Genomic DNA, 21,451 nt, shown 5'->3' on the forward strand with positions numbered 1-21,451 from the left:
TCCATCTTACGGAAAGGCATTGAACAGTTCAATAATTCAGAACCCTTTTGTCTGCCTTTTATACCGGCCGGATCGTGATTTCGTTCACATTGACATGAGCCGGCTGAATAAGCGCGTAGACGATGGCATCCGCAATGTTTTCCGGATCGAGGATCTTCCGGTCGACGCTCCTGGAACCCATCAGCGGGGTATCGACCATGCCTGGTGAGATATTGGTCACCCGGACGCCGGTGCGGGCCAGATCCTTCTCGAGTCCCATCGAAATCGCGCGGACCGCAAATTTCGTCGCGCTGTAGACCGTGCTCGTCTTCGTCACCTCATGGCCCGAGACGGAGTCGATGTTCAGGATATGGCCGGACCCGCGCCCAATCATCCCTGGCAGGACCGCATCCGTTCCGTACAGCACGCCCTTGATATTGACGTCAATCATGCTGTCCCACTCGTCCGTCTTTCCCGAGCGCACAGTCCCGGCAAGCATCTGTCCGGCATTGTTGACGAGAACATCGACGGAACCATATGCCTCTGCAGCCTTTTGGATGAGTTCCCTTACACTCGCTTTGTCGGCCATGTCGGTCGGCACTGCGATCGCCTCGCCGCTGCCGCCGCTGTTGATCTCCTCTTCCACGTCCGTCAGCTTTTCGGTGCTCCTCGCCGCCAGGACGACATTCATCCCCTCTTTGGCTAGCCGCCGGGCAATCGCCTTTCCGATTCCGCTGCTTGCGCCCGTCACCACTGCTGTCTTGCCTTTCAAGTTATCCATTCTGTCCCCTCCTATCCACCCATTCTATACCCGCGGACGCTGTGCTTAGACAGCTTGCCCGTATGTAGGGACGGTTTCGTCATTCATGAGTTTGATTTCGTCATTCCTCCTTCGGGTCTCAGCATTCATAGCGAAAATCTCGTCATTCAACCGGACTGGTCGCCTTAATAATGAGATTGATCTGCGGAATGACGGAATTAAGAGGGCGAATGACGAAATTGCCCCGCTAAGTGAAATAAAAAAAGCTTCCGGAGGTGTGATCCGGAAGCAGATGATTTTTCTTATTCTCCATCGTCTTTCTGCAATGTTCTCGAGTAGATGAGGCCGGCTGCGCCGACGGCTGTGAAGAGAACTGCCCGGATGACGACCGAGACAGAAGCCAGGTCGACAATGAACAGTTTCAGGAAGCTGAAGCCAAGCAGTGCGAACCCTGCGATCCGCACCGCTTTCCAGTCCATCTTCCGGCCCGCAGTGATTGACACAAATGCAAACAGGAAGAGGAGGAATGTGTGGACGAAAAGTACCGTCTCGTCCTGCCAGCCAAATTCCCTGACCCCTGAGAAAAGCCACTTGTTCATCAGGAAGAAATAGAAGAGCTGAAGCAGGAACGCAACTGCGGGAACTTCCAGCTTTCCCTTCGCGCCAATGTGTCCGTGAATTGCTTGAACGAACAGATAGGTCACCCCGATCGCAAACAGCAGGCTGACTGCGAGGCTGAGCCAGTAGCCTCCGCCCTGCCAGCCGGTCATCGGCATGAACAGGAGCAAGACCCCGAGGGTGATGAACTCCATCGCCCCGGCCTCGGCCACGTACCGGCCGTGCGCCGACCGGTGAAGAAAGTAGCTGCCGAATGCCAGCAACCCGACGATGCCGATCCTCACGTGCCACTCCGTTCCGAATGCAACGTCAGCATTCCGGAGGACAACTCCGGACAGGCGGAACAAGTAGATCAGGACAACAATTTGCCCGGCGATCAGCGAGGCGTCGATCTGTGATGTTTTGATCCATGCAGGCCGGTGCTGGTAGAACGCCGCGTAAACGAGCGCCAGTGTGCCGATGAACATGAGCCATACCGCATGTTCAGTGGAGAATATCTCACGGAACCAGCCGAACGACAGCGCAGACAGCGCTCCGAGCGCATATAGGGCGCCGGATACGGCAAGCGTCCGCACGGCGCCGGAGCGGAGCCCAGCCCAGATTCCGGCAGAACCGATCACGAACAGCAGCATTAGCTTCACAGCCGGTTCTTCCATCCGGAAACTGAGGATAAAGACCGCGGAAGCCGCCACCGCCATAGTCGACAGGATATCCTGCAGAGAAGAGTCCTTTAACATGAAAGCATAGACAGCCAGTGCCGCATAAAGCACCGCAAGCACGCCGTACACCACTTGCAGGATCGGTTCGTCAAACAGCATGATCCACATGATGCCGAATGCAAAGTTCACATACAACAGCACTTCCGTGAAGATGAACCTCGGGATGCTTCCCTTCAGATAAAAGAACAAAAGCGCCAGGTGCTGGATAAGCGCTGCGGCAGCAACAATGTTCTCATGCCCGCCGCGCGCACCGTCCAACAGAAGATACATATAAAGCGTCACATTAAACAAAAGGAACAGGGCATAGAACGTCACCCGGTGACGGCTTCTGATTGACACGTAAAACAGCGACAAAAACAGGATCAGGACATAGCCGCAGAACATGACCGCGGACGCCCCCTCCCCCTCCAGGAGGAACGGCAGGAGGAAACCTGCAATCGCCGTGAACACCGTCAGGGTCTCCGAGTTTGTCCGGATCGACGCATAGATTCCTGCCGCAATATAGGCGATGCCGATGAGGAATGCCGGAATCAGGGGCAGGAACCCGTAAAGCTGATTTGCCGCGAACGTCGTCAGTATTCCCAGTACAATGGTTCCGCCCCATAGTGTCAGGCCGAATCCGCGCCGTGCATCCCGGACGGAGCGGTAGCCCAGATAGCCGAGCAGGATGGACGCTAGATAGCCAAGCACAACGCGGACTCCCTCGGTGATCCATCCCATGTCGAAGCTGACTTTGAGCCCCCATAGCACCCCAAGCAGAAGGATGACCATGAACACCCTCGGCAGCCAGACGGCAAACTGCCGCTCGAAGTCAAACGGTTTCTGTTCCTGGAACACCGGCTTCGGAGGGGGCGGCGGAGAAGGTCTGGCTTCTTCCCGCTCCTGAATGTCTTCCCCCGGCTGCCGAAGCCAGCCGTAGGATCCGCGCGGCATGGTGTCTTGCGGTTCTTGCGGTTCTCGCGGTTCTTTAGGTGTTTCCGGTTGTTCGGGTGGTACGGACGGCCCCGGTTCTTCTTGCGCCGTATTCTCCGTTTCCGCTTCAGGGTCCTTGGCACCGCCTAGCCCGATGCTTGCCATCATCTCCGACAGGCTTGGTGTGCGGGCGGGTACGGGATTCTTCTCCGGCTCATCTGCCGGTGATTCCACGACGGCCGGTTCCTCTTCGGGTGTTTCAGAATCCTTATCAGCTTCAATGACCGGAACAGGCTCCGTCTCGTCAATTCCCGGTTCCAAATTATTCAGCGGTACATCTTCCTCAGCCGGAGCAGGCTGTTCCTCCGGCAAAGCATCGGCATCCTCCATTTCATATGGCCCCGGCTTTTCTGTCCGATTCTCTCCGGTTTTTAATGACTTCAGCTCCTGCCGCATCGCCCGCATCTCTTCTTCCATTCCGGCGAGGCGCTTCAGCAGTTCCTTCATCTCATCATTCACGGGGGCACCCCCTTTTCTTCTGTTGTGTTCTATCTAATACGCTTTTGCCGGGAAATGGTTTCAAACCGGCCTTCTTTTTCCACTGTATCGGAATTCCGTCTGTTCCGGAAGAGGGGTGTCGAAAAATGGCACAGTATTTTGCATGGAGGCAGTGAGTGTCCAGGTACCGGGCTTGAGAGTACAGGCAAAGACAACGAGTGTACAAGTAGCGATTCTGAGAGTACAGGCAGAGTCAACGAGTGTCCAGGCAACGCACCTGAGAGTCCAGGCAGAGTCAACGAGTGTACAAGAGCATTTGTATTTGCTTCCCCAACAAAAAAAGAGCAGGTTCACAAGGAACCTGCTCCCCATTCATTATTATGCTTTGACCGTCTCGACCTGGCTACGGACGATGTAATCGAACGCACTCAAGGATGCGGTTGCGCCCGCGCCCATCGAGATGATGATTTGCTTGAACGCGCTGTCCGAGCAGTCTCCCGCCGCGAACACGCCCGGCACATTCGTTGCGCCGCGCTTGTCGACCATGATCTCGCCGGCCCTGTTGCGCTCAACTGAGTCGCCGAGCCAGTCCGTGTTCGGCACAAGGCCGATCTGGACAAAGACGCCCGACAGTTCGACATGCTTTTCTTCGCCGGTTTCCCGGTCGATATAGGAAATTCCGTTCACCTTATCGGTACCGGTGATTTCCGTCGTCTGGGCGTTTTTCACGACCGTCACGTTCGGCAGGCTGTACAGGCGGTCCTGGAGGACGGAATCCGCCCTCAGCTCAGAACCGAACTCGAGGACCGTCACATGGTTTGTGATGCCGGCGAGGTCGATCGCCGCCTCGATTCCGGAGTTGCCGCCGCCGACGACCGCGACGTCTTTGCCTTCAAACAGCGGGCCGTCACAGTGCGGGCAGTAGGCCACGCCTTTGTTCCGGAATTCCGCTTCGCCCGGCACGCCGATGTTGCGCCAGCGTGCGCCTGTCGCGAGGATCACGGTCTTGCTCTTGAGGACCGCTCCGTTTTCCAGCTCGATCTCGACGAGGTCTTTTTTCTCGAGGCGCTTCGCTCGCTGAAGATTCATCACGTCGACATTGTACTCCTTGACATGCTCTTCAAGGCTTGCTGCGAGCTTCGGCCCTTCGGTGTGCTTCACACTGATGAAGTTCTCGATTGCTGCCGTATCCAGGATCTGTCCGCCGAAACGCTCGGCGACGACACCCGTACGGATGCCCTTGCGCGCCGCGTAGATTGCTGCGCTCGCGCCTGCAGGGCCCCCGCCGACGACGAGGACGTCAAACGGTTCTTTGTCTTCGAATTCGGAAGCGTCTGCAGTGCTTCCGAGTTCCGCGAGGATTTCCTCGATTGTCTTGCGTCCGTTTGTGAACGGCTCGCCGTTCAGGTAAACGGTAGGTACAGCCATGATGTTCTTGCTTTCGACTTCTTCCTTGAACACCGCTCCGTCGACCATCGTATGCGTGATGTTCGGGTTCAGGACACTCATCGTGTTGAGCGCCTGGACCACTTCAGGACAGTTCTGGCAAGTCAGGCTGATATAGGAAACGAAATGAAGCTCATCCTTGATGTTCTTCACTTGCTTGACCACTTTTTCATCCACTTTTGGCGCCCGGCCGCTTACCTGAAGAAGCGCAAGGACAAGTGAAGTGAATTCATGGCCGAGCGGCGTGCCGGAAAAGACGATGCCGGATTCTTCGCCCGGACGGTTCACGCTGAAGCTTGGTGTCCGTTCCAGCTCAGCCTGTTCCACTTTGATGCGGGACGACATGGCTGTCAGCTCATCGGTCAGAGCCGTCATTTCCTGGGATGCTTTATCGGTTCCCGCGCTGACTTTAAGGACGACATCGCCTTCCATCAGTTCGAGATACTGTGCAAGCTGCTGCTTGATCTGTGCATCAAGTGCCATGTGATCGCTCCTTAAATTTTGCCTACGAGGTCAAGGCTAGGCTTCAGTGTTTCTTCGCCTTCCTGCCATTTCGCAGGGCATACTTCGCCTGGGTTGTTGCGGACGTATTGAGCCGCTTTGATTTTGTTTACGAGTGTGCTTGCATCACGGCCGATGCCGTCAGCGTTGATTTCAGCCGCCTGTACGACGCCATCCGGGTCGATGATGAATGTGCCGCGCTGTGCGAGGCCTTCTTCTTCGTCGAGAACGTCGAAGCCGCGGGAGATCTTCTGGGAAGGGTCACCGATCATGATATATTCCAAAGTGCTGATCGCATCGGAGTGGTCGTGCCAAGCTTTGTGTGTGAAGTGCGTATCGCAGGAAACCGAGTAAACTTCCACACCAAGGTCCTTCAGTGTCGCATATTCTTTTTGCAGGTCGCTCAGTTCAGTCGGGCATACGAAAGTGAAGTCAGCCGGGTAGAAGCATACGATGCTCCATTTGCCCTTCATGTTTTCGTCTGTTACCTCGATGAATTCGCCTGTGCCTGCGTTGTACGCGTTTGCCTTGAATGGCTCAATTGTTTTTCCGATAAGAGACATTTATAATTCCTCCTGTTGGTATGTATTTTATAGTTGTTCGGCATTGCCTGAATCGCAGCTTGCTTACTTAACTATAATAATTCTAATTACATACTCATTATTATATGAACCGGCTCTTTAGTCAACCGATAACCTATTCTTTTCCCGAATGACACAAATTATTCAAACTGTTGAGTGAGGGCCGGATCTTCATGTCCATCAAAACCTTCTTAATGAACAGGTTCAAGCTTCTTTAACCTCTGAGCCGTTAATTTGAACAGGATAGTTTTCTCAAAATACACAATATTTTATCATTAGTTGCGATAATTACTTCTCTCTCTTCATCATATAAAACATATGGAATTGGCACTCAGAGCGTCCTGCCCTTACAAGAAAAATAGCCCTGCACAAAGAATGCCGCCCCCGGTTGAGGACGGCACGCTTTTCAATTAATGTTCATCCGGATCATTTTCCGCGTCTTCGTGAGTTTTATGGACAGTGCCGGGCTTATGGTCAGGGCCCGCATAAATGGAGTAAATTTTCAGCGGCTCGTCTCCCAGGGTCGTCACGTTGTGCCAGGTGTCAGCCGGAACGAGGATGACATCTTCCGCATTGACTTCCTTCTCGAAATCCAGATTCTCCTTTGATGGTCCCATCTGGCACAGCCCCTTTCCGCTTTCGACGCGCAGGAACTGATCGATCCCCCTGTGGATTTCCAATCCGATATCGTCACCAGGAGGAATCGTCATCAGTGTCACCTGAAGCTTTTCCCCTGTCCAGATCGTCGTGCGGAAATTTTCATTTTCCAATGTTGCGTCTTCAATATTGAATACGTACGGTTCTTTTCCATGGTCTTTGAAGTCGATGGTCATCTGCTTCTCCTCCTTGTCTACTTTTACATCCTTAGTATTCACTTCTTTACATCAACTGAAACAGACCAATACTTGTGGCTTGTATCGCCATTGACTGGAATAACTATTCTTCATGTCCAAAAACCACGTCGTCTTACTCAACGTACAGACAATTTATCCCCGAAACGAAAATCCGGTCCGGAAAAATAACTTCCGGACCGGATTCTTAATGAAAACCAGTATGCAGCTATCTTCAACCAACATATTCAACAGGATCTTCTTTCCGGTATTCTTCATCAATGATCATAACCGGTTTAATGGTAATCCCGTTCACCGCATCAGAAGCCGCCTTGTTGATATCCTCGAACCCTTGTTAGGAAGGAACTCCCACCCGAACACCGACTACAGATTTGATCTCCAGGTATTCCTCGATTCCAAAGACTCCCCATTCCCGGCCTATACCGGATTGCTTATAGCCTCCGAATGATGCAGAGAAATCAAATGGAGCATCGTTGATGGTGATCAGGCCGGCACGGATGGAGGATGCGACTTTCTCCACTTTTTCTTCGTCTTCACCGACTACATAACCGGCTAATCCATAAACAGTATCATTGGCGATTTCGATCGCTTCATCCAGATCGTCATAAGTGATGATCGACATCACCGGTCCGAAAATCTCTTCTTGGGCGATGACCATGTCATTTTTCACATTTGTAAACACGGTCGGCTTTACATAGTAGCCCTGATCAAGCCCATCCGGTTTTCCGGTCCCGCCGACGACAAGAGTCGCGCCTTCTTCCAGCCCTTTCTCGATATACCCCTGGACCCGGTTAAATTGTTTCTCGGACACGAGCGGACCCATGAAGTTGGTTTCATTTTGCGGATCGCCAACCGGGAAGTTCGGCAATACCTCTTTCACCGCTTCGGTGAATTCCTCGAGCTTTGATTTCGGGACAAGCGTCCTTGTGGCTGCGGAGCAGACTTGGCCGGAATTCAGCACAAGAGCGGAAACGGCGATTTTCGCTGCTTTCTTCGTGTCATAGTCATCAAGGATGACCATAGGGGATTTTCCGCCTAACTCCAGTGCAACCTTTTTGATATGTTTCGCAGCATTCTCGGTGATCTTCTGGCCGACCGGACCCGATCCCGTAAAGGATACAAAGTCGATATCAGGGTGCGAACTGATGCCATTGCCAACCACTTCTCCGTTACCGTTTACAAGGTTAAAGACACCTTTCGGGACGCCTGCCGCCTGGAAAATCTCCGCGAGAATAATGGCCGCGAACGGTGTAAGCTCAGATGGTTTTAACACGACAGTCGATCCTGCTGCAAAAGCACTGGCAATCTTTGTAGAAGCCTGGTTTGTCGGGAAATTCCATGGTGTGATCAGGCCGGATACGCCGATCGCCTCTTTGCGGATCACCTTACCGCCGCGTGTCTCGGTAAATTCAAAGGTTTCCAGCTCTTTTGCTGCCTGGCGGTAATGTGCCAGCCCCAGCGTGTAATGGACTTTTTCACTGATTGAAAGAGGTGCGCCCAATTCTTCGGTAATCACTTCAACAATATCGTCTTTCCGCTTTTCGTATTCATCTGCAATCCGGTTCAGCAGGTCGATGCGTTCTTCTTTTGTTGTTCTTGAAAATGCCGGGAAAGCTGCACGGGCTGCTGCGACTGCTTTGTCGAGATCTTCTATTGTTCCATTACTGATCTGCCCGATCACTTCTTCAGTCGCCGGGTTGATGACATCAATCGTTTCCGAACCGGTTGAGTCCACCCATTCCCCATTAATAAAGTGTTTTAAGTGTGTACGCATATTCCATTCCCCTTTCTATTCGGTCGTGCAATATTCCCTAAAAATGCCGTAGAATTGAGAAGAGACTAACGTTTAACCCAACAAGCTATTGATTTCATGAACAGGAGGACAAAGAATGGACCTGGTACTAATTCTTTCATTTCTGGGTGCCGCCGTCGTACTGACCCTCATGCCCGGGCCGGATAACCTGTTCACATTGGCCCAGAGCATTGCCAGCGGGAAACTGGCAGGAATCTGGACAACGCTTGGCCTCTGCACGGGCCTGCTCGTACATATCGCTGCCGCGGTGATCGGCTTGTCTGCCCTGATTTATCAGTCGGCCTTCGCTTTTTCGGTCGTGAAGTACGCTGGCGCCGCTTACTTGCTGTACCTGGCCTATCAGTCATTTAAAGCAAAGGACACCACCCTGAAACTTGAAAGCGGGACGGCGTTGGATTACAGCTCGCTGTACAAAAAAGGGCTGATCATGAATCTGCTGAATCCGAAAGTTTCTCTGTTCTTCCTTGCCCTGCTGCCACAGTTCATCGCAAGCGGGAGCGGTAATGTCCAGCTGCAGATGCTGACTCTCGGCCTTGTCTTCCTGATTCAGGCGTTTGTCATCTTTTCACTGATCAGCCTTTTTGCCGGCAAGGTCGGCGTGCTGATCCGCAAGAATCCATCGCTATCCAGAAGGATGAACCTGATTCAGGGCGGCCTGTTCACGCTGATTGGGCTGCGGCTGGCGCTTGGCGGGAAATGATTGCCGACAGGCATTTAACTAACCACACAAAAGCCCGGTATCGTACACTTTAGTTTGTTCGCATCACATTTGGAGAGGAGCAACACCTATGCAAACCATCTCAGGTAAAGTGGCACTCATCACCGGTGCAGGCCGCGGAATCGGCCGTGCAACCGCCATCGCTTTCGCAAAAGAAGGCATCCATGTCGGTCTTGTCGGCCGCACTCCCGAAAACCTTCAGAATGTAGCAGAAGAGCTGAAAGAATACGATGTAAAGGTCGCATTTGCGGCGGCAGACATATCGGATCTGGAATCCGTTACAGCTGCAGTTGAATCAATCCGGGGTGAACTCGGCCCGATCGATATCCTCGTCAACAACGCCGGCATTTCGAAGTTCGGCGGATTCATGGATCTGACACCCGAGGAATGGACCAAGATCATCGACGTCAATGTGAAAGGCGTCTACTACACCACGCGCGCCGTACTCCCTGAAATGCTGGAGCGGAACACCGGCGACATCATCAACATCTCCTCCACCGCCGGCCAGAAGGGTGCGCCGTTGACAAGCGCCTATTCAGCTTCCAAAGCTGCCGTCATCGGCATGAGCGAGTCTCTGATGCTCGAAGTCCGCAAGAAAAACATCCGTGTGACGACTCTTACACCGAGCACGGTCGCCACGGACATGGCGGTCGAGCTGAACCTGACTGACGGCAACCCGGAAAAAGTCATGCAGCCTGAAGACCTGGCCGATCTGATGGTGGCCCAGCTGAAACTGCACCCTCGTGTCGTCCTGAAACATGCCGGCCTCTGGTCGACGAACCCATAAAACCCGCACTTCATCAAGACCTCCTCTTCAACTGAACTCAGTTGAGAGGGGGTCTTGTCCTATTCAGCACTCAAAAATCCCTTATACCAGCGGCTGATCCTTCCGGTAGTTTTCATCAATGATCAGCACCGGCTTGATCGTCTCGCCGCTGTTGGAATCAGCTGTGGCTTGGTTGATTTCGCTGAACTTATAAAACTTCATGAGCTTTTCATACGGGAACTTGCCTTCTTTGTGATACTCGATCAATTTAGGCACAGCAAGCTGTGGCACGGCATCGCCCATCAGGATGCCGACCAGTTTCCGGTTGCCCAGTACAAGGTCCATGAACGTATTGAGTTCCACGGAATTCGGTGTCACGGCGACAGGAGCCGTAACACCGCCAATCGCAAGCACATCGATCGCCGCTTTCATGACGGCAGTTACGCCCGTCGTATCGACGGAGTAGTCCACTCCATTACCGCCAGTGATTTCTGCAATCCGCTCCGCAAGGTTTTCCGTCCGGCTATTGATCGTATGAGTGGCACCCAGTTCTTTTGCCAGCTCCAGCCGGGAATCATGGATGTCGATCGCAATGACGGTCGAACAGCCTTCGATCTTTCCGGCCAGGAGGGTACCGATACCGACCGCTCCCGTTCCGAACACGGCAATGGATGAAGAAGTCTCCGGCTTCAGGCCGTTGACGACTGTTCCGAAGCCCGTCAGCAGGCCGCAGCCGAGCGGACCGACCAGACGAAGATCCGTGTCATCCGACACTTTAATCAGGTTGTTGGCGTTCGTGATGGTATGTGTGGAGAACGAGCTTTGGAAGAAGAAGTTCGAAACCGGTGTCCCGTCTTCTTTGTAGAACGTATACGTGCCGTCGGCGCGGGCACCTGACATGTTCAGGTTGACCCATTCCTTGCAGGAAGACACATGGCCTGTCCGGCAGTTCGGGCAGGTTCCGCAGTAATTGTAGGCCATGATCACTTGGTCACCTGGCTTAAACCCTTTTACGGCACTGCCGACCTCCTCGATGATCCCTGCGCCTTCATGACCCAACACCATAGGCAACGGTACTTCCGCATCACCTACACGCAATGCCTCATCTGAATGGCACATGCCGGTTGCAACGAGTTTGACGAGCACTTCATCGGGATACAATTTTCCGAGCTTCAGTTCTTCCAGTTGGTAATCTTCGTTCGGCTTGTTCACTACCGCAGCGGTTACTGTCAGATCCAATTCTTTTCCGATACTGCTGACTGCTTCCGTTACTGCTTTCAAACGAACGCCCCCTAATTGGTGTGCTGATGACCGGTATCCGGACATCGCTGCCTCCAGATTATCATATTTAAAACAATATTCAAATGATTCTATTAACTAGTTGCAGTATTCTCTTTTATTCGAACCGAAGCTGCAAGAATGGACATCAAAAAATGAACAACAGCAAGCCCCCCTTGCCAACTGTGAAGTGTTGGCAAGGGGGGCTTATTCCAAAGGCTTCAGCATCAGAGACTGTTTTTGATCACGATTTCCTTTACATTCAGGTTTCTGCGGGCCTTGATGTTCCCGATGATGATGTCTGCGACATCATCCGTGTCCATGAGGTTTGAAATTTGCTCCTTTGTATAGATGCCGTCCCAGAACTCCGACTTCATCCCGCCCATATAGGCTGCAAAAATTCGTACACGGCTTTCCGCCAATTCCAGATGCAGACTTTCCGTAAAGCCCCGGACACCGAACTTGCTCGCGGAATAAACGGTTTCAGTCGCTTTCCCGTCAAGGCCGGCAGTCGAGACGATATTGGCGATCATGCCCTGATCCCTTTTTTTCATCCCCGGCAAAACCGCCTGGGAACAAAAGATTGTCCCTTTCAGGTTAATGTCGATCATCTGATGGACGGCGGATTCATCCAGGTTTTCTGCAAGGTCGAAAACGCCGATACCGGCATTGTTAATCAGCAGATCGACAGGGCCGCAGGTTTCTGCGATATCACGGAATACCCGGTCGACCTCTTCTTTTGAAGATACGTCCACATCATGGATCGTATAGTTGCCTGTCAGTTCACCCGCTGTCCGCTCCAGCTTTGATCTTGTCCGGCCAAGCAGGCACACATGGCTTCCGGCATCCGAGTACCTTCTGGCCAGGGAAGCCCCGAGCCCGCTTCCGGCACCTGTGATCACCACAACTGATTCATTCACATTATTCACGTCCTTCTGTCAGGATTTCCACCATCCCCTATCTTACAAGAAGAGACAGGACAAGTCCGGCAAACGAGGAATCTGCCTGACACGATGAATGTCGCCTTATGTCATATTCCGCATCTGGTACACATAGAGTGACCTAAGACAAAAGACGGAATCCCCGTCTCCTTGTCGGCCTAAAGTCTGCTGGAAAGGAGGATATCGTTGGGAACGACCTTCCTTAAAATCTCTGTTGTCTACTTCATGATCGGGATTTCCTTTGGACTTTATATGTCATTCACCCATGTCTTTGCCCTGACCTCCGTCCACGTTCACGTGAACTTATTGGGCTGGATGTCCCTTGCACTGATCGGCATCATTTATCACCTATACCCGAACCTTGAAAATAATGCTTTGGCGAAATACCATTTCTGGCTCCATAATATCGGTTTGCCGGTCATGATGATTGCCATTGCCCTGGCCATTCTGGGCGTGCATCCAATCTTCTTCCCGATCGCAACATTTGGCGGCCTGGCAACACTGATCGGGATATTCTGCTTCGGATTCAACGTTCTTCGCAACATGCCGAAACGGCAGGCGTAAACACCAAAAAACCTCCTCAACAGCCGAGGAGGTTTTTTAATGATTTTATTTCCCTTCCCGCTTCAGCTTGAACGGTGCATAGATCAGGGCGAAGATCAGGAACAGCCCCAGATACCCGATCAGGGAATAGAACTTGGAAACCAAAGTCGTGAAGCCGACAAAGCTTAAGACAAAACCGATCGCCAGTGTGATGATAGTCGCAATATGGGCTTTCTTTGTCTCCATCTCGAAAAATCTGGCGACAAACCCGTAGAACATGCCCAGCGCCGTGTTGAAAATCATGCCGAAAAGGACGATGGCCATCAGGATTGCAAGGACCGGTGAAATGTCCTCTACAATTTTCAGTAAAGGAAGGTCATAGGATGCCACTGTTTCGATCCTGGCGAAAATCGCCAGATGGCCAAGAATGATCATGATTCCGATGGCAAGCCCTCCGAGCAGGCCGCCGATCCCTGCGACACGAGCACTCTTTTCAGATCCCCCTGTCAGCAGCGCCATCCCAGCCCCGACCGCGATGTTAAAGGATACATAGTTGATGGCAGAGATGAACCAGTTCGGAAACGATTTTTCCAGGTTTTCCGTAACCGGGTTGAGCGAGGCGAACGAAGTATCCATCGTACTCAGGCTATACACCGAAATGATGCCGATGAAAATCAGGAGAAACGGTGTGATGCTCGCGATGACGCCGATCACTTTATCCACCTTCAGCATCATGGCAAGCGTCACAAGGACGGTCATCAGCAGACTGCCGACAAAAACAGGCAGGCCAAACTGCTGGTTGAGCGTGGATCCCGCTCCAGCAATCATGACGACACCGACACCGAACAGAGTGAAGATGATGATGGCATCCACAATCACGCCAAGGTAGCGTCCGCTGATTTCATAGATGGCGTTTTTATGGGATTTTGCGTTCAGACGGCTCCCGATATTCGCCAGGGTCATCCCAAGATAAGCAAACAGCGCGGTTGCCAGAACCGCTCCCAAAATCCCCTTCAGACCGAAACTGGTGAAGTACTGCAATATTTCTTGTCCGGATGCAAAGCCTGCACCCACAATGACGCCGACAAAAGCGCCGGCGATTTTTAGAATCCTAAACATTTTTAATCCCCATTTATCTCTTATGTATGATGTAAGATCCGGCCGATTCCCGGAGTTCCTACCTTTAGTTTAACAATACACGACCACATTCAAATAGTTCAAATCTCTCAATCGTGGTTTTTCATGATTCCCCAACGCCCGTTATAAACCCAAAGAACGGCTGCATACCATGAGAACAGGCGATCAAGCGTTTCCCGCTTCGCACATCCCAAATGCTTCTTACATAACTTTAAATGACAGATGGGAGTGAACTTGTGGGGGCTATTGGCGGAACTGAATACCTGAAACGGATCAATCAGTTGAAGAACGAAGTGTGGCTGGATGGCAAAAAAGTTGAAGGGGTTATCTCTGAACATCCTGCCTTTAATGGGATACTTCAGGAAAAAGCGGCTCTGTACGATTTTCAGATAAACCCGAATCACAAAAGTGACATGACGTTCCCGTCACCTGACACCGGAAATCGGATCGGGCTGTCGTACATGCAGCCAAAAAGCATTGAGGATTTGATCAAACGCCGGAAAGCGATGGAACTGTGGGCAAAGCAAACGTCCGGAATGATGGGCAGAAGCCCTGATTACCTGAACACGGTATTAATGAGTTTTGCTTCTTCCGCCAGCTTTCTTGAGGGCAAGGAAAATTGCTTCCCGCAAAACCTGACCGCTTTTTATAAAACCGCCAGGGAAAAGGATTTGTCGTTCACTCATACGTTTATCAGCCCACAGGTCAACCGCTCCCAGATCTATATTGAAAACAGCAAAGAACCCATCGCATTAAAGGTTGTAGATGTTAAGGATAATGGGATAGTTGTGAAAGGGGCACGCCTCCTTGCTACACAAGGCGGACTGACCGACGAAGTATTGGTTTTCAGTGTGGGCCGATTTTTATTTAATGAAGACGAGGCTTTTGCGTTCTCGATCCCCTCTAATACAAAGGGGTTACGGTTCATTTGCCGCGACACATTCATTGGAGGCTCCTCCCGTTTCGACCACCCCCTAAGTTCGCGATTTGAGGAAATCGATTCCATCGTCGTGTTCGACAATGTATTGGTTCCTTGGGATCGAGTGTTCTATTATAACAACGGCGAAGTGGCTGAAGAGTTTATTGTAAAAAGTTCTTTCCATGCGTTTGCCAAACATCAGGTCATCACGAGGCAGATTGTCAAAACGGAGTTCATCTTAGGCGTGGCACAATTACTGGTCGAAACCATCAAGGTTAATGATTATCAGCATATCCAGGAAAAAATAACTGAAATCATGATTGGTCTGGAAACGATGAGGGCGCTGCGGGAGAAAGCGGAAAACCACGCTTCCCTGGATGAATTTGGGGTCATGCGCCCCGATGTGATCCCATTGAATGCGGCCGGTGTGATCTTCCCCAAATTGTATCCCCGCTTCACAGAGATCGTCCAGATCATGGGGGCCAGCGGAATGATTACGTTGCCGACCGAAAACGCGTTTCAGTCGAGTATCAGAAAGGATCTTGATCTGTACCTTCAGGGGGCGACCAAGTCAGCAGAAGATCGGGTCAAAGTCTTCCGGCTGGCCTGGGATTTGACGATGAGTTCGTTCGGAACGAGGGAAACGCAATACGAACGCTACTTTTTTGGGGACCCTGTCCGGCTCGCCAGCCAGTTCTATAAGGACTTTCCTAAAGATCCGTATGTAAATGCCGTCAGTGAATTTTTGCACCTGAACGATCATCAATAATCGGTTAAGGAGCGTCAAATGACTAACTTTCATTCCTTTCAAGGAACGGTCACGGTGATCAGTGATTTTAATCCCGGCTTCAGTGAAGGGTGCAATAAATTATTTACACTGGAAAATGAAATGGGTACGATCGTGAATTTCATAGTCTCCCCCTCCACTTACTTCGTGGACCATGAAATCATTCGTGTGGGAGACCGCGTAACCGGCTATTTTAATGGAGACCTGCCGGTGATTCTGATCTACCCTCCCCAATATCAAGCGATTGTCATGGTCAGAGAGCAGCCGGATCAGAATATAAAAGTCGATCACTTCGACGATCAGCTGCTTAGCAGCGATGGAGAATTAAAACTGAATTTGTCTCAATACACTCAACTCTTATTGACGAATGGTCAGCTCTTTACAAGATACCCGGGAGGCCGGGACTTAATCGTATCGTATGGGCCCACGACCCGAGGTATCCCCGCCCAGACCACGCCGTACCGGATCATTATTTTGTGTTTGGAGTCATAACTATCCCTCTGCGACCGCTCCCGGTTGCCGAGGGATTTTTCCCACTTACCCTTTCTCTATTTCTGCGGTTCAATAATTGAGAATAGTTATCAACTGATGTATAGTAGCAGTAGCGATGCAGACCACAGTTAAAGGGGAAAAAACCGTGCAAATATACTGGACCAAAATCAACCGGATCATTGATGAAACACCCGAGGTCAAAACCTATATGCTCGACCTCCCGGAAGGCTTTACGTGGGAAGAAGGTTCCCACACCCACCTCGGGCTGAAGGGCTTCAATGCCGGTGACAAGCCGAACAAAAGCCTCGTTCGCCACATGTCCATCTCCACGTTGCCGCACGAAGAGTCACTCGGGATTACTACACGCATCCGGGAGCAATGCTCAGAGTACAAATCAATTCTGAGAAACCTCAAAGCCGGCGATGAAGTCGCCTTGTTTAAGACGTATTCGAATGTTCCGCTCAAACGGGAAAACAAAAACGTTTACCTGCTGTCATCCGGTGTAGGCCTGGCCACCTTCAGACCGCTTGTGCTTGAATACCTCGAGCGAGCTGACAACGTCAGCCGGATCCATTCCCTCAACATCGATTCAACAAAGGACTTCTTATTCACGGATGTCTTTGAATCTGCACCAGATAAAAAGTTCACGGCACAGTTCGTTGACCGGCGTGAAAACTACTATGAAGAAGTCAAGAAGCTGGCAGCCGACCAGGATGGGCTCTTCTATATTGTCGGCAGCGATGAGTTCCTTTCACAAAACATTGACGTCTTGCGGGCACAGGGCATCCAGCAGGAACAGATCATGCTGGATAAACGGGAAAAAGGCCGGACAGCGTTTTTCCCAGATCAATTGTCGGTTTAATAGACCCACGGAAAAAGGCCTCTCACCATTCAGCAAATGGTTGAGAGGCCTTTTACTTCACCCTTCCCTTACGAGAGGAAAATGCCCGGCTTGCTTCAATGGTTCAAGATCTTCATCGTCAACCGACAATTCCAAGAATATTTCTTCTTCGTCCAGTTTGAACACTCTTTCCAGTTGCCCGGATGACTCTTCGTAACGTCCGAGCAATGATAGATAGCACGCCCGATTGTATTGGAAGAACAGATCATCCGGATGAAGGGTAGTGGCATGCTCGATGCAGTGAAGCGCTTCATGCGTCTTGTCCTGCATCCGGTAAATGATTCCAAGCTCATTCCAGGCATCGGGATCTTCCGGCGCCTGCTCGATCGCTTTCTTCATGGTCTGCTCTGCTTTTGGATATTGCTCCATTTCCGAATATATTTTACCCAGAAAGAAGTATGCATTCTCGGTCGCCGGATCGAGTTTTAAGCATTCCTGATAGGCGTCTTCAGCTTTCGGATAGTCTCCCTGCAGGAACAGGGAGAACCCAAGTTGGAATAAATATTCCGGTTCTTTTTGACGGCTTTGCAGCTGATCCAATAGAGACTGCGCCTTCAACAGATGCCGCTCCCGCTTCTTCTCACTGAATGTCTCCTGCTCATGGATATACAACAAAACAAGTTTATAGGCAAGGTCGTCATCCCAGTGATGAGAAAGGGCAGTTTCCAGGGTTTTGATTGCATCCCCGACAAGGAAGGCAGCCATGTAAAAGTCCGCGAACCAAACTGCGGCCTGGATATTCTCCCTGTCCTTTTGGATGGCAGTTTCATAAAGGTCGATTAAGACGCCCAACTGCAGGGTGGTTTGTGCAGCTCCGATCCACTTTTTGAAAACCCCTTGTTTCTCGTTCTGCTCGGCCAGCAAAGGAACGACCACTTTTTCCAGAGCAGCGGCGCTGTACATCAAGGCCGTGCTGATTTCCTGTGCTGGGAGCTTCAGTGCCCCAAGCTGGTTTTTTAGCTTGCCCAATGATTTCCCGTGGAAGAATTCAATAAGCGTTTCATAGAATTCCTGTTCGTCAGCATGATTTTCTATCAGCTGCAGCAGAAGCTTCCGGGCCTGCTTTTGTTCTCCTTTCCTGAACAGGAACTTGGCCTGCTGATGAAGCAGGTGGGGCATTTCCGGTGAAGCTTCCAATGCTTTGGCCAGATACTCTTCCTCCCGGTCCAATTGGCCAAGCTTCCCATAAATGGTTGCCATGCTATCGTACAGGAAGGCTTCATCAAACGTTTCCTTATCCAGACCTTGGATGTCGCTTACAAACTTCCGAAGCTGTTGCTGATCCATCAGGCCGGCAGCCATTTCCACCGGGATGGCATACGGATTGACCTTAAATGCTTCCAATAAATAATGAAGCTCTTCATGCTGATTCCCCGTTTTGTTCGAAACGGAAGCAAGGTCCAGGAAAGCCTGCTCATTGGAAGGATCCAGCTTTAGAACCCGTTTATAGTAGAGGATGGCCTGTTTATTGTCTTCCATCTTGAAATGGACATCTCCCAGCCTGGACAATGTCTGAATCTCCTCTTTACGTTCCAGTGCCTCTTCCAAATACTTTTTTGCCTTTCCGTAATGGCCGCTATCCCCATAAAGGACGCCCGCATGGAAGAGGAACAGGCGATCATCCTCTTTACCGTTGCGCTCATCTTCAAGAAATTTGATCCCTCTCCTGTAAGAAAGTGAATCCCGGATCAGTCCGGTATAGAGCTCGAGCGCTTCATGGAGGCTTGGTCCGGTCATCCGGATGCCTTCTTCAATGAAGGCAAGCCCCTCCTCCATGTATGTGCCCGGGTCCTCCGACTGGCCGGCAGCTTCACAGATCAAGTTCCCTCCATTAATCAGGAAATCATGACTGCCGCCGAACCGTTCCTTCAGTCCGTTCATGGTCATAAAGAATTCATCGAGGTTTCCTTCTTCTTTGATCAGGTTCGCCAGGCTCAGCCATGCTTCCGGGTTCTCAGGCTCCTTCTCCGTCGCTTTTGTGTAATACGATCGGGCCATTTCAAGGTTCTTTGAACGTTCGCCAAGTTCCCCCATCTCTACAAGCAGCAGATAAGCGTTTCCTGTGGCTTCCAGACCTTTCCTAAGCGTTGCTTCACCCGCTCCGGCATCTTCATGAACCAGTTCATAAATGAGAGCGAGGTCCCGATAAGGCTGAGGATTGGCCGGTTCCAGGGAAATCGCGACTGAAAAGCCCCTTGCCGCTTGATGATACCTTTCTAGCCCCAGATCGCAGCAGGCTCTTTCATACCAGATATGGGCGCTGTTCTTTTTGATGCGGAGGGCTTTTGTAAAGTACTCCCTGGCTTCCTCATGCCGCCCCGCATTAAACAGGATCATGCCGTGATTGACAATCGCAAAGTCGTCAGAGCCATTGATATCAAGCGCAATTTCAGATAGCCGCAGCCCTTCAGATAAATCCCCGGAATGGGAAACAGAAATCGCCTGGTATGACCAAAGACTGGAATCATCCGGTTCCAACTCGGCCGCCCTGCGGAACTCTCCCGCAGCTTGCTGAAACTCCCCTTTATCGGCGCTAAGCCTTCCCAACAGATACCAATAGGTTGAAATACGGGAGCCGCCTGTCATGCCCTCAAGCACGTTTCTCGCCAGATCCCCCTCATTTGCCTGGACATACGCCAATGCTGTAACCAGATCACGGTAGACAGAATCAGAAAGCGTCTGTTTCAGTACCTGAATCATGCCGTCCAGCATGTTTTTATCAGTCATGCGGGAAAGGTATTTTGCGCTATAGATCGCCACAATCGGATGTTCCATATGAACCCTGAGGAATTCAGTGTCTTCCAAGCTCAGCGGCTGGTCACAGTTTTCTGTTAGAAGCAGCATCCTGCCGGCAATCTCATGCTCGCTTTCATCCAGGAATTCAAGTTTGTCCTTCTCACTGACCGGCAGAACCGCCAACGACAATGCATGGTTATTTCCGAATTCCTTGTCCAACTCCTCATAATCCACGGTATGGACCTCGCGGAAATTCGGATCCTGCACGGTGAACACTTCAAGATGATCATCATATCCGGTAAGCACCTGGACGTGTGATTCAATCGGATAATCAATCGTAATCAGAACCCCCGCCCCAAGATCGATCAGCTTCTTATAGCGTTCTTCATTCCCGTGGAAAAGGACGCTGTGGTATCCTGTCTCCCTGAAGAAGCTGATCACTTTGGACACCTGGGAACCGTTATTTTCAAAAATCGCTTCGGCTATTTCATCCTGGGTGATTTCTGCTGAAAACATGCTGAGGAGCATTTCAGCACTGGCCGGCAGACAGTAGTTGTAATTTTGGACAACTGGCCTGTAGGACAGTTGTTTCGCATGATGTGCTTTACTGCTGCTGAACCTCTTAAAGAGTGTGTCCTGCCGGAGTTCAGGATGAGCTGAGAGAAAATGCTCGAGTTCCCTCCAACTTTGTTCTATATATAAGCTGACCGCTTCGTAAAACCCGAACAGCTTGCGGTAGTCATGAAACGGGGAGATCTTATTGAGCACGGCAATGGTTTCCCGCATTCCTGGCCAATGTTTTTGCGCGTATAGAATCCTGATTTTTTCCGCCAGCAGCTTTGGACAGTACGGATACTCGTTCAGGCCTTCGTTAACGGCCAGTTCCGCTTTCCCGTAATCTCCACGCAAACTGTAATGCTGCGCGAGAACCGCATAAGCAATCTCACCGTTTTTCTCGTCCTGTTTTCCATCCTCCAGAAGCTGCACCGCTTCCGCCCATTCACCCCGGTAGAGATAATAATAAGACTCCCTGATCGCCATTGATTCTGTTGTCACTTCAGCGCATTTCTCCAGGTATTGACATCCCTCGTTGAATCGGCGCATCCGAATCAGAAGGTCGGCCATGTTGAAATACAGTTTTTCTGCTGTTTTGGCAGGCAGATCACTCTTCTCCAGCTTCTTTAGAAGCTCTTCAGCTTCAATCAGCTTGTTTTCATCGATCAATTCCTGGCAATACCAGATCAGTGTGTTCGGCGTCTTCAGCTTCCTGTGACTGTATCGGGCAACAATTCTGCCCCAGCGGCTCATCAATGCGGCGTCCATGATGGTCAGAATCTCCTGGATCGTTTCCTCGGGCTGATCCAGGAACTCCCGGATTGCAGAAAGCTTGACCGGCTCCGGCTTTTGGAAGGCTTCGGTAAATAGCTTTAAGGCATCCTGATATTGATGCGTATCAAGCAACTGGGTGATCTGTTTTGTGTTCATCCTTGTCTCCTCGGTGTAAGCAATGTTTTTGTTTCAACACATTAACGCCTTTAGCGTTTAATTAGTGAGG

General features: G+C 51.1%; 16 protein-coding genes. 6 read left to right on the forward strand and 10 right to left on the reverse strand.

Features of this window, described 5'->3' with window-relative positions; genetic code table 11:
* Positions 1-58: 58 nt before the first annotated feature.
* The 6 genes from DZC51_RS01320 to DZC51_RS01345 all read right to left on the reverse strand — a co-directional run bounded on the left by DZC51_RS01320 (position 59) and on the right by DZC51_RS01345 (position 8,639).
* A complete protein-coding gene (locus DZC51_RS01320) occupies positions 59-760 on the reverse strand; it encodes an SDR family oxidoreductase (RefSeq protein ID WP_157293550.1) in 702 nt (233 codons plus the stop codon).
* 281 nt (positions 761-1,041) lie between these two features.
* Positions 1,042-3,507 (reverse strand): DUF2339 domain-containing protein, encoded by a 2,466-nt coding sequence (locus DZC51_RS01325; protein ID WP_157293551.1) that lies wholly within the window; start codon positions 3,505-3,507, stop codon positions 1,042-1,044.
* Between the two features lie 357 nt (positions 3,508-3,864).
* The gene (gene ahpF / locus DZC51_RS01330) at positions 3,865-5,415 is read right to left on the reverse strand and encodes an alkyl hydroperoxide reductase subunit F (protein WP_157293552.1); all 1,551 of its coding nucleotides are present in this window, start codon (positions 5,413-5,415) and stop codon (positions 3,865-3,867) included.
* 11 nt (positions 5,416-5,426) lie between these two features.
* A complete protein-coding gene (gene ahpC, locus DZC51_RS01335) occupies positions 5,427-5,996 on the reverse strand; it encodes an alkyl hydroperoxide reductase subunit C (RefSeq protein WP_157293553.1) in 570 nt (189 codons plus the stop codon).
* 428 nt (positions 5,997-6,424) lie between these two features.
* Positions 6,425-6,847, reverse strand: a complete 423-nt coding sequence (locus DZC51_RS01340) for a cupin domain-containing protein (RefSeq protein WP_157293554.1) — start codon at positions 6,845-6,847, stop codon at positions 6,425-6,427.
* 352 nt (positions 6,848-7,199) lie between these two features.
* Positions 7,200-8,639: an aldehyde dehydrogenase family protein gene (locus DZC51_RS01345; protein WP_157293555.1), complete on the reverse strand. Its 1,440-nt coding sequence runs from the start codon at positions 8,637-8,639 to the stop codon at positions 7,200-7,202.
* A gap of 115 nt (positions 8,640-8,754) precedes the next feature.
* On the opposite strand from DZC51_RS01345, the gene DZC51_RS01350 reads away from it, so the two are divergent.
* Positions 8,755-9,378, forward strand: a complete 624-nt coding sequence (locus tag DZC51_RS01350) for a LysE family translocator (protein ID WP_157293556.1) — start codon at positions 8,755-8,757, stop codon at positions 9,376-9,378.
* Positions 9,379-9,466: 88 nt separating this feature from the next.
* Complete coding sequence (locus DZC51_RS01355) at positions 9,467-10,183, forward strand: 3-ketoacyl-ACP reductase (protein WP_157293557.1); 717 nt, start codon at positions 9,467-9,469, stop codon at positions 10,181-10,183.
* 81 nt (positions 10,184-10,264) lie between these two features.
* Here the strand turns inward: DZC51_RS01355 and DZC51_RS01360 are convergent, their stop codons facing one another.
* Both DZC51_RS01360 and DZC51_RS01365 read right to left on the reverse strand, forming a co-directional pair.
* Entirely contained in the window at positions 10,265-11,443 is a 1,179-nt protein-coding gene (locus tag DZC51_RS01360) for an NAD(P)-dependent alcohol dehydrogenase (protein WP_157293558.1), read from the reverse strand.
* Between the two features lie 224 nt (positions 11,444-11,667).
* Positions 11,668-12,360: an SDR family oxidoreductase gene (locus DZC51_RS01365; protein WP_157293559.1), complete on the reverse strand. Its 693-nt coding sequence runs from the start codon at positions 12,358-12,360 to the stop codon at positions 11,668-11,670.
* Positions 12,361-12,567: 207 nt separating this feature from the next.
* On the opposite strand from DZC51_RS01365, the gene DZC51_RS01370 reads away from it, so the two are divergent.
* Entirely contained in the window at positions 12,568-12,945 is a 378-nt protein-coding gene (locus DZC51_RS01370; RefSeq protein WP_157293560.1) for a cytochrome-c oxidase, read from the forward strand.
* Between the two features lie 45 nt (positions 12,946-12,990).
* Here DZC51_RS01370 and DZC51_RS01375 read toward each other — a convergent pair whose 3' ends face one another.
* Positions 12,991-14,043 carry a YkvI family membrane protein gene (locus tag DZC51_RS01375; RefSeq protein WP_157293561.1) on the reverse strand — a complete coding sequence of 351 codons (1,053 nt, stop codon included), beginning with the start codon at positions 14,041-14,043 and terminating at the stop codon, positions 12,991-12,993.
* A gap of 254 nt (positions 14,044-14,297) precedes the next feature.
* Between DZC51_RS01375 and hpaB the strand changes: the two genes are divergently transcribed.
* The 3 genes from hpaB to DZC51_RS01390 all read left to right on the forward strand — a co-directional run bounded on the left by hpaB (position 14,298) and on the right by DZC51_RS01390 (position 17,121).
* Positions 14,298-15,749 carry a 4-hydroxyphenylacetate 3-monooxygenase, oxygenase component gene (gene hpaB / locus DZC51_RS01380; protein ID WP_157293562.1) on the forward strand — a complete coding sequence of 484 codons (1,452 nt, stop codon included), beginning with the start codon at positions 14,298-14,300 and terminating at the stop codon, positions 15,747-15,749.
* An 18-nt stretch (positions 15,750-15,767) separates the two neighbouring features.
* Complete coding sequence (locus DZC51_RS01385; RefSeq protein WP_157293563.1) at positions 15,768-16,259, forward strand: hypothetical protein; 492 nt, start codon at positions 15,768-15,770, stop codon at positions 16,257-16,259.
* Between the two features lie 145 nt (positions 16,260-16,404).
* Positions 16,405-17,121: a ferredoxin--NADP reductase gene (locus tag DZC51_RS01390; RefSeq protein ID WP_157293564.1), complete on the forward strand. Its 717-nt coding sequence runs from the start codon at positions 16,405-16,407 to the stop codon at positions 17,119-17,121.
* 57 nt (positions 17,122-17,178) lie between these two features.
* Here DZC51_RS01390 and DZC51_RS01395 read toward each other — a convergent pair whose 3' ends face one another.
* Complete coding sequence (locus tag DZC51_RS01395) at positions 17,179-21,381, reverse strand: tetratricopeptide repeat protein (protein ID WP_157293565.1); 4,203 nt, start codon at positions 21,379-21,381, stop codon at positions 17,179-17,181.
* Positions 21,382-21,451: the final 70 nt, after the last annotated feature.

Source organism: Bhargavaea sp. CC-171006 (assembly GCF_009761675.1).
Taxonomy (GTDB): domain Bacteria; phylum Bacillota; class Bacilli; order Bacillales_A; family Planococcaceae; genus Bhargavaea; species Bhargavaea changchunensis.

Bases quoted from the DNA above. Each gene is read 5' to 3' on its own strand.
- DZC51_RS01395 (WP_157293565.1), bottom strand. From the start codon at position 21,381: ATGAACACAAAACAGATCACCCAGTTGCTTGATACGCATCAATATCAG.
- DZC51_RS01350 (WP_157293556.1), top strand. From the start codon at position 8,755: ATGGACCTGGTACTAATTCTTTCATTTCTGGGTGCCGCCGTCGTACTG.
- ahpF (WP_157293552.1), bottom strand. From the start codon at position 5,415: ATGGCACTTGATGCACAGATCAAGCAGCAGCTTGCACAGTATCTCGAA.
- DZC51_RS01355 (WP_157293557.1), top strand. From the start codon at position 9,467: ATGCAAACCATCTCAGGTAAAGTGGCACTCATCACCGGTGCAGGCCGC.
- DZC51_RS01385 (WP_157293563.1), top strand. From the start codon at position 15,768: ATGACTAACTTTCATTCCTTTCAAGGAACGGTCACGGTGATCAGTGAT.
- DZC51_RS01340 (WP_157293554.1), bottom strand. From the start codon at position 6,847: ATGACCATCGACTTCAAAGACCATGGAAAAGAACCGTACGTATTCAAT.
- DZC51_RS01320 (WP_157293550.1), bottom strand. From the start codon at position 760: ATGGATAACTTGAAAGGCAAGACAGCAGTGGTGACGGGCGCAAGCAGC.
- ahpC (WP_157293553.1), bottom strand. From the start codon at position 5,996: ATGTCTCTTATCGGAAAAACAATTGAGCCATTCAAGGCAAACGCGTAC.
- DZC51_RS01345 (WP_157293555.1), bottom strand. From the start codon at position 8,639: ATGCGTACACACTTAAAACACTTTATTAATGGGGAATGGGTGGACTCA.
- DZC51_RS01375 (WP_157293561.1), bottom strand. From the start codon at position 14,043: ATGTTTAGGATTCTAAAAATCGCCGGCGCTTTTGTCGGCGTCATTGTG.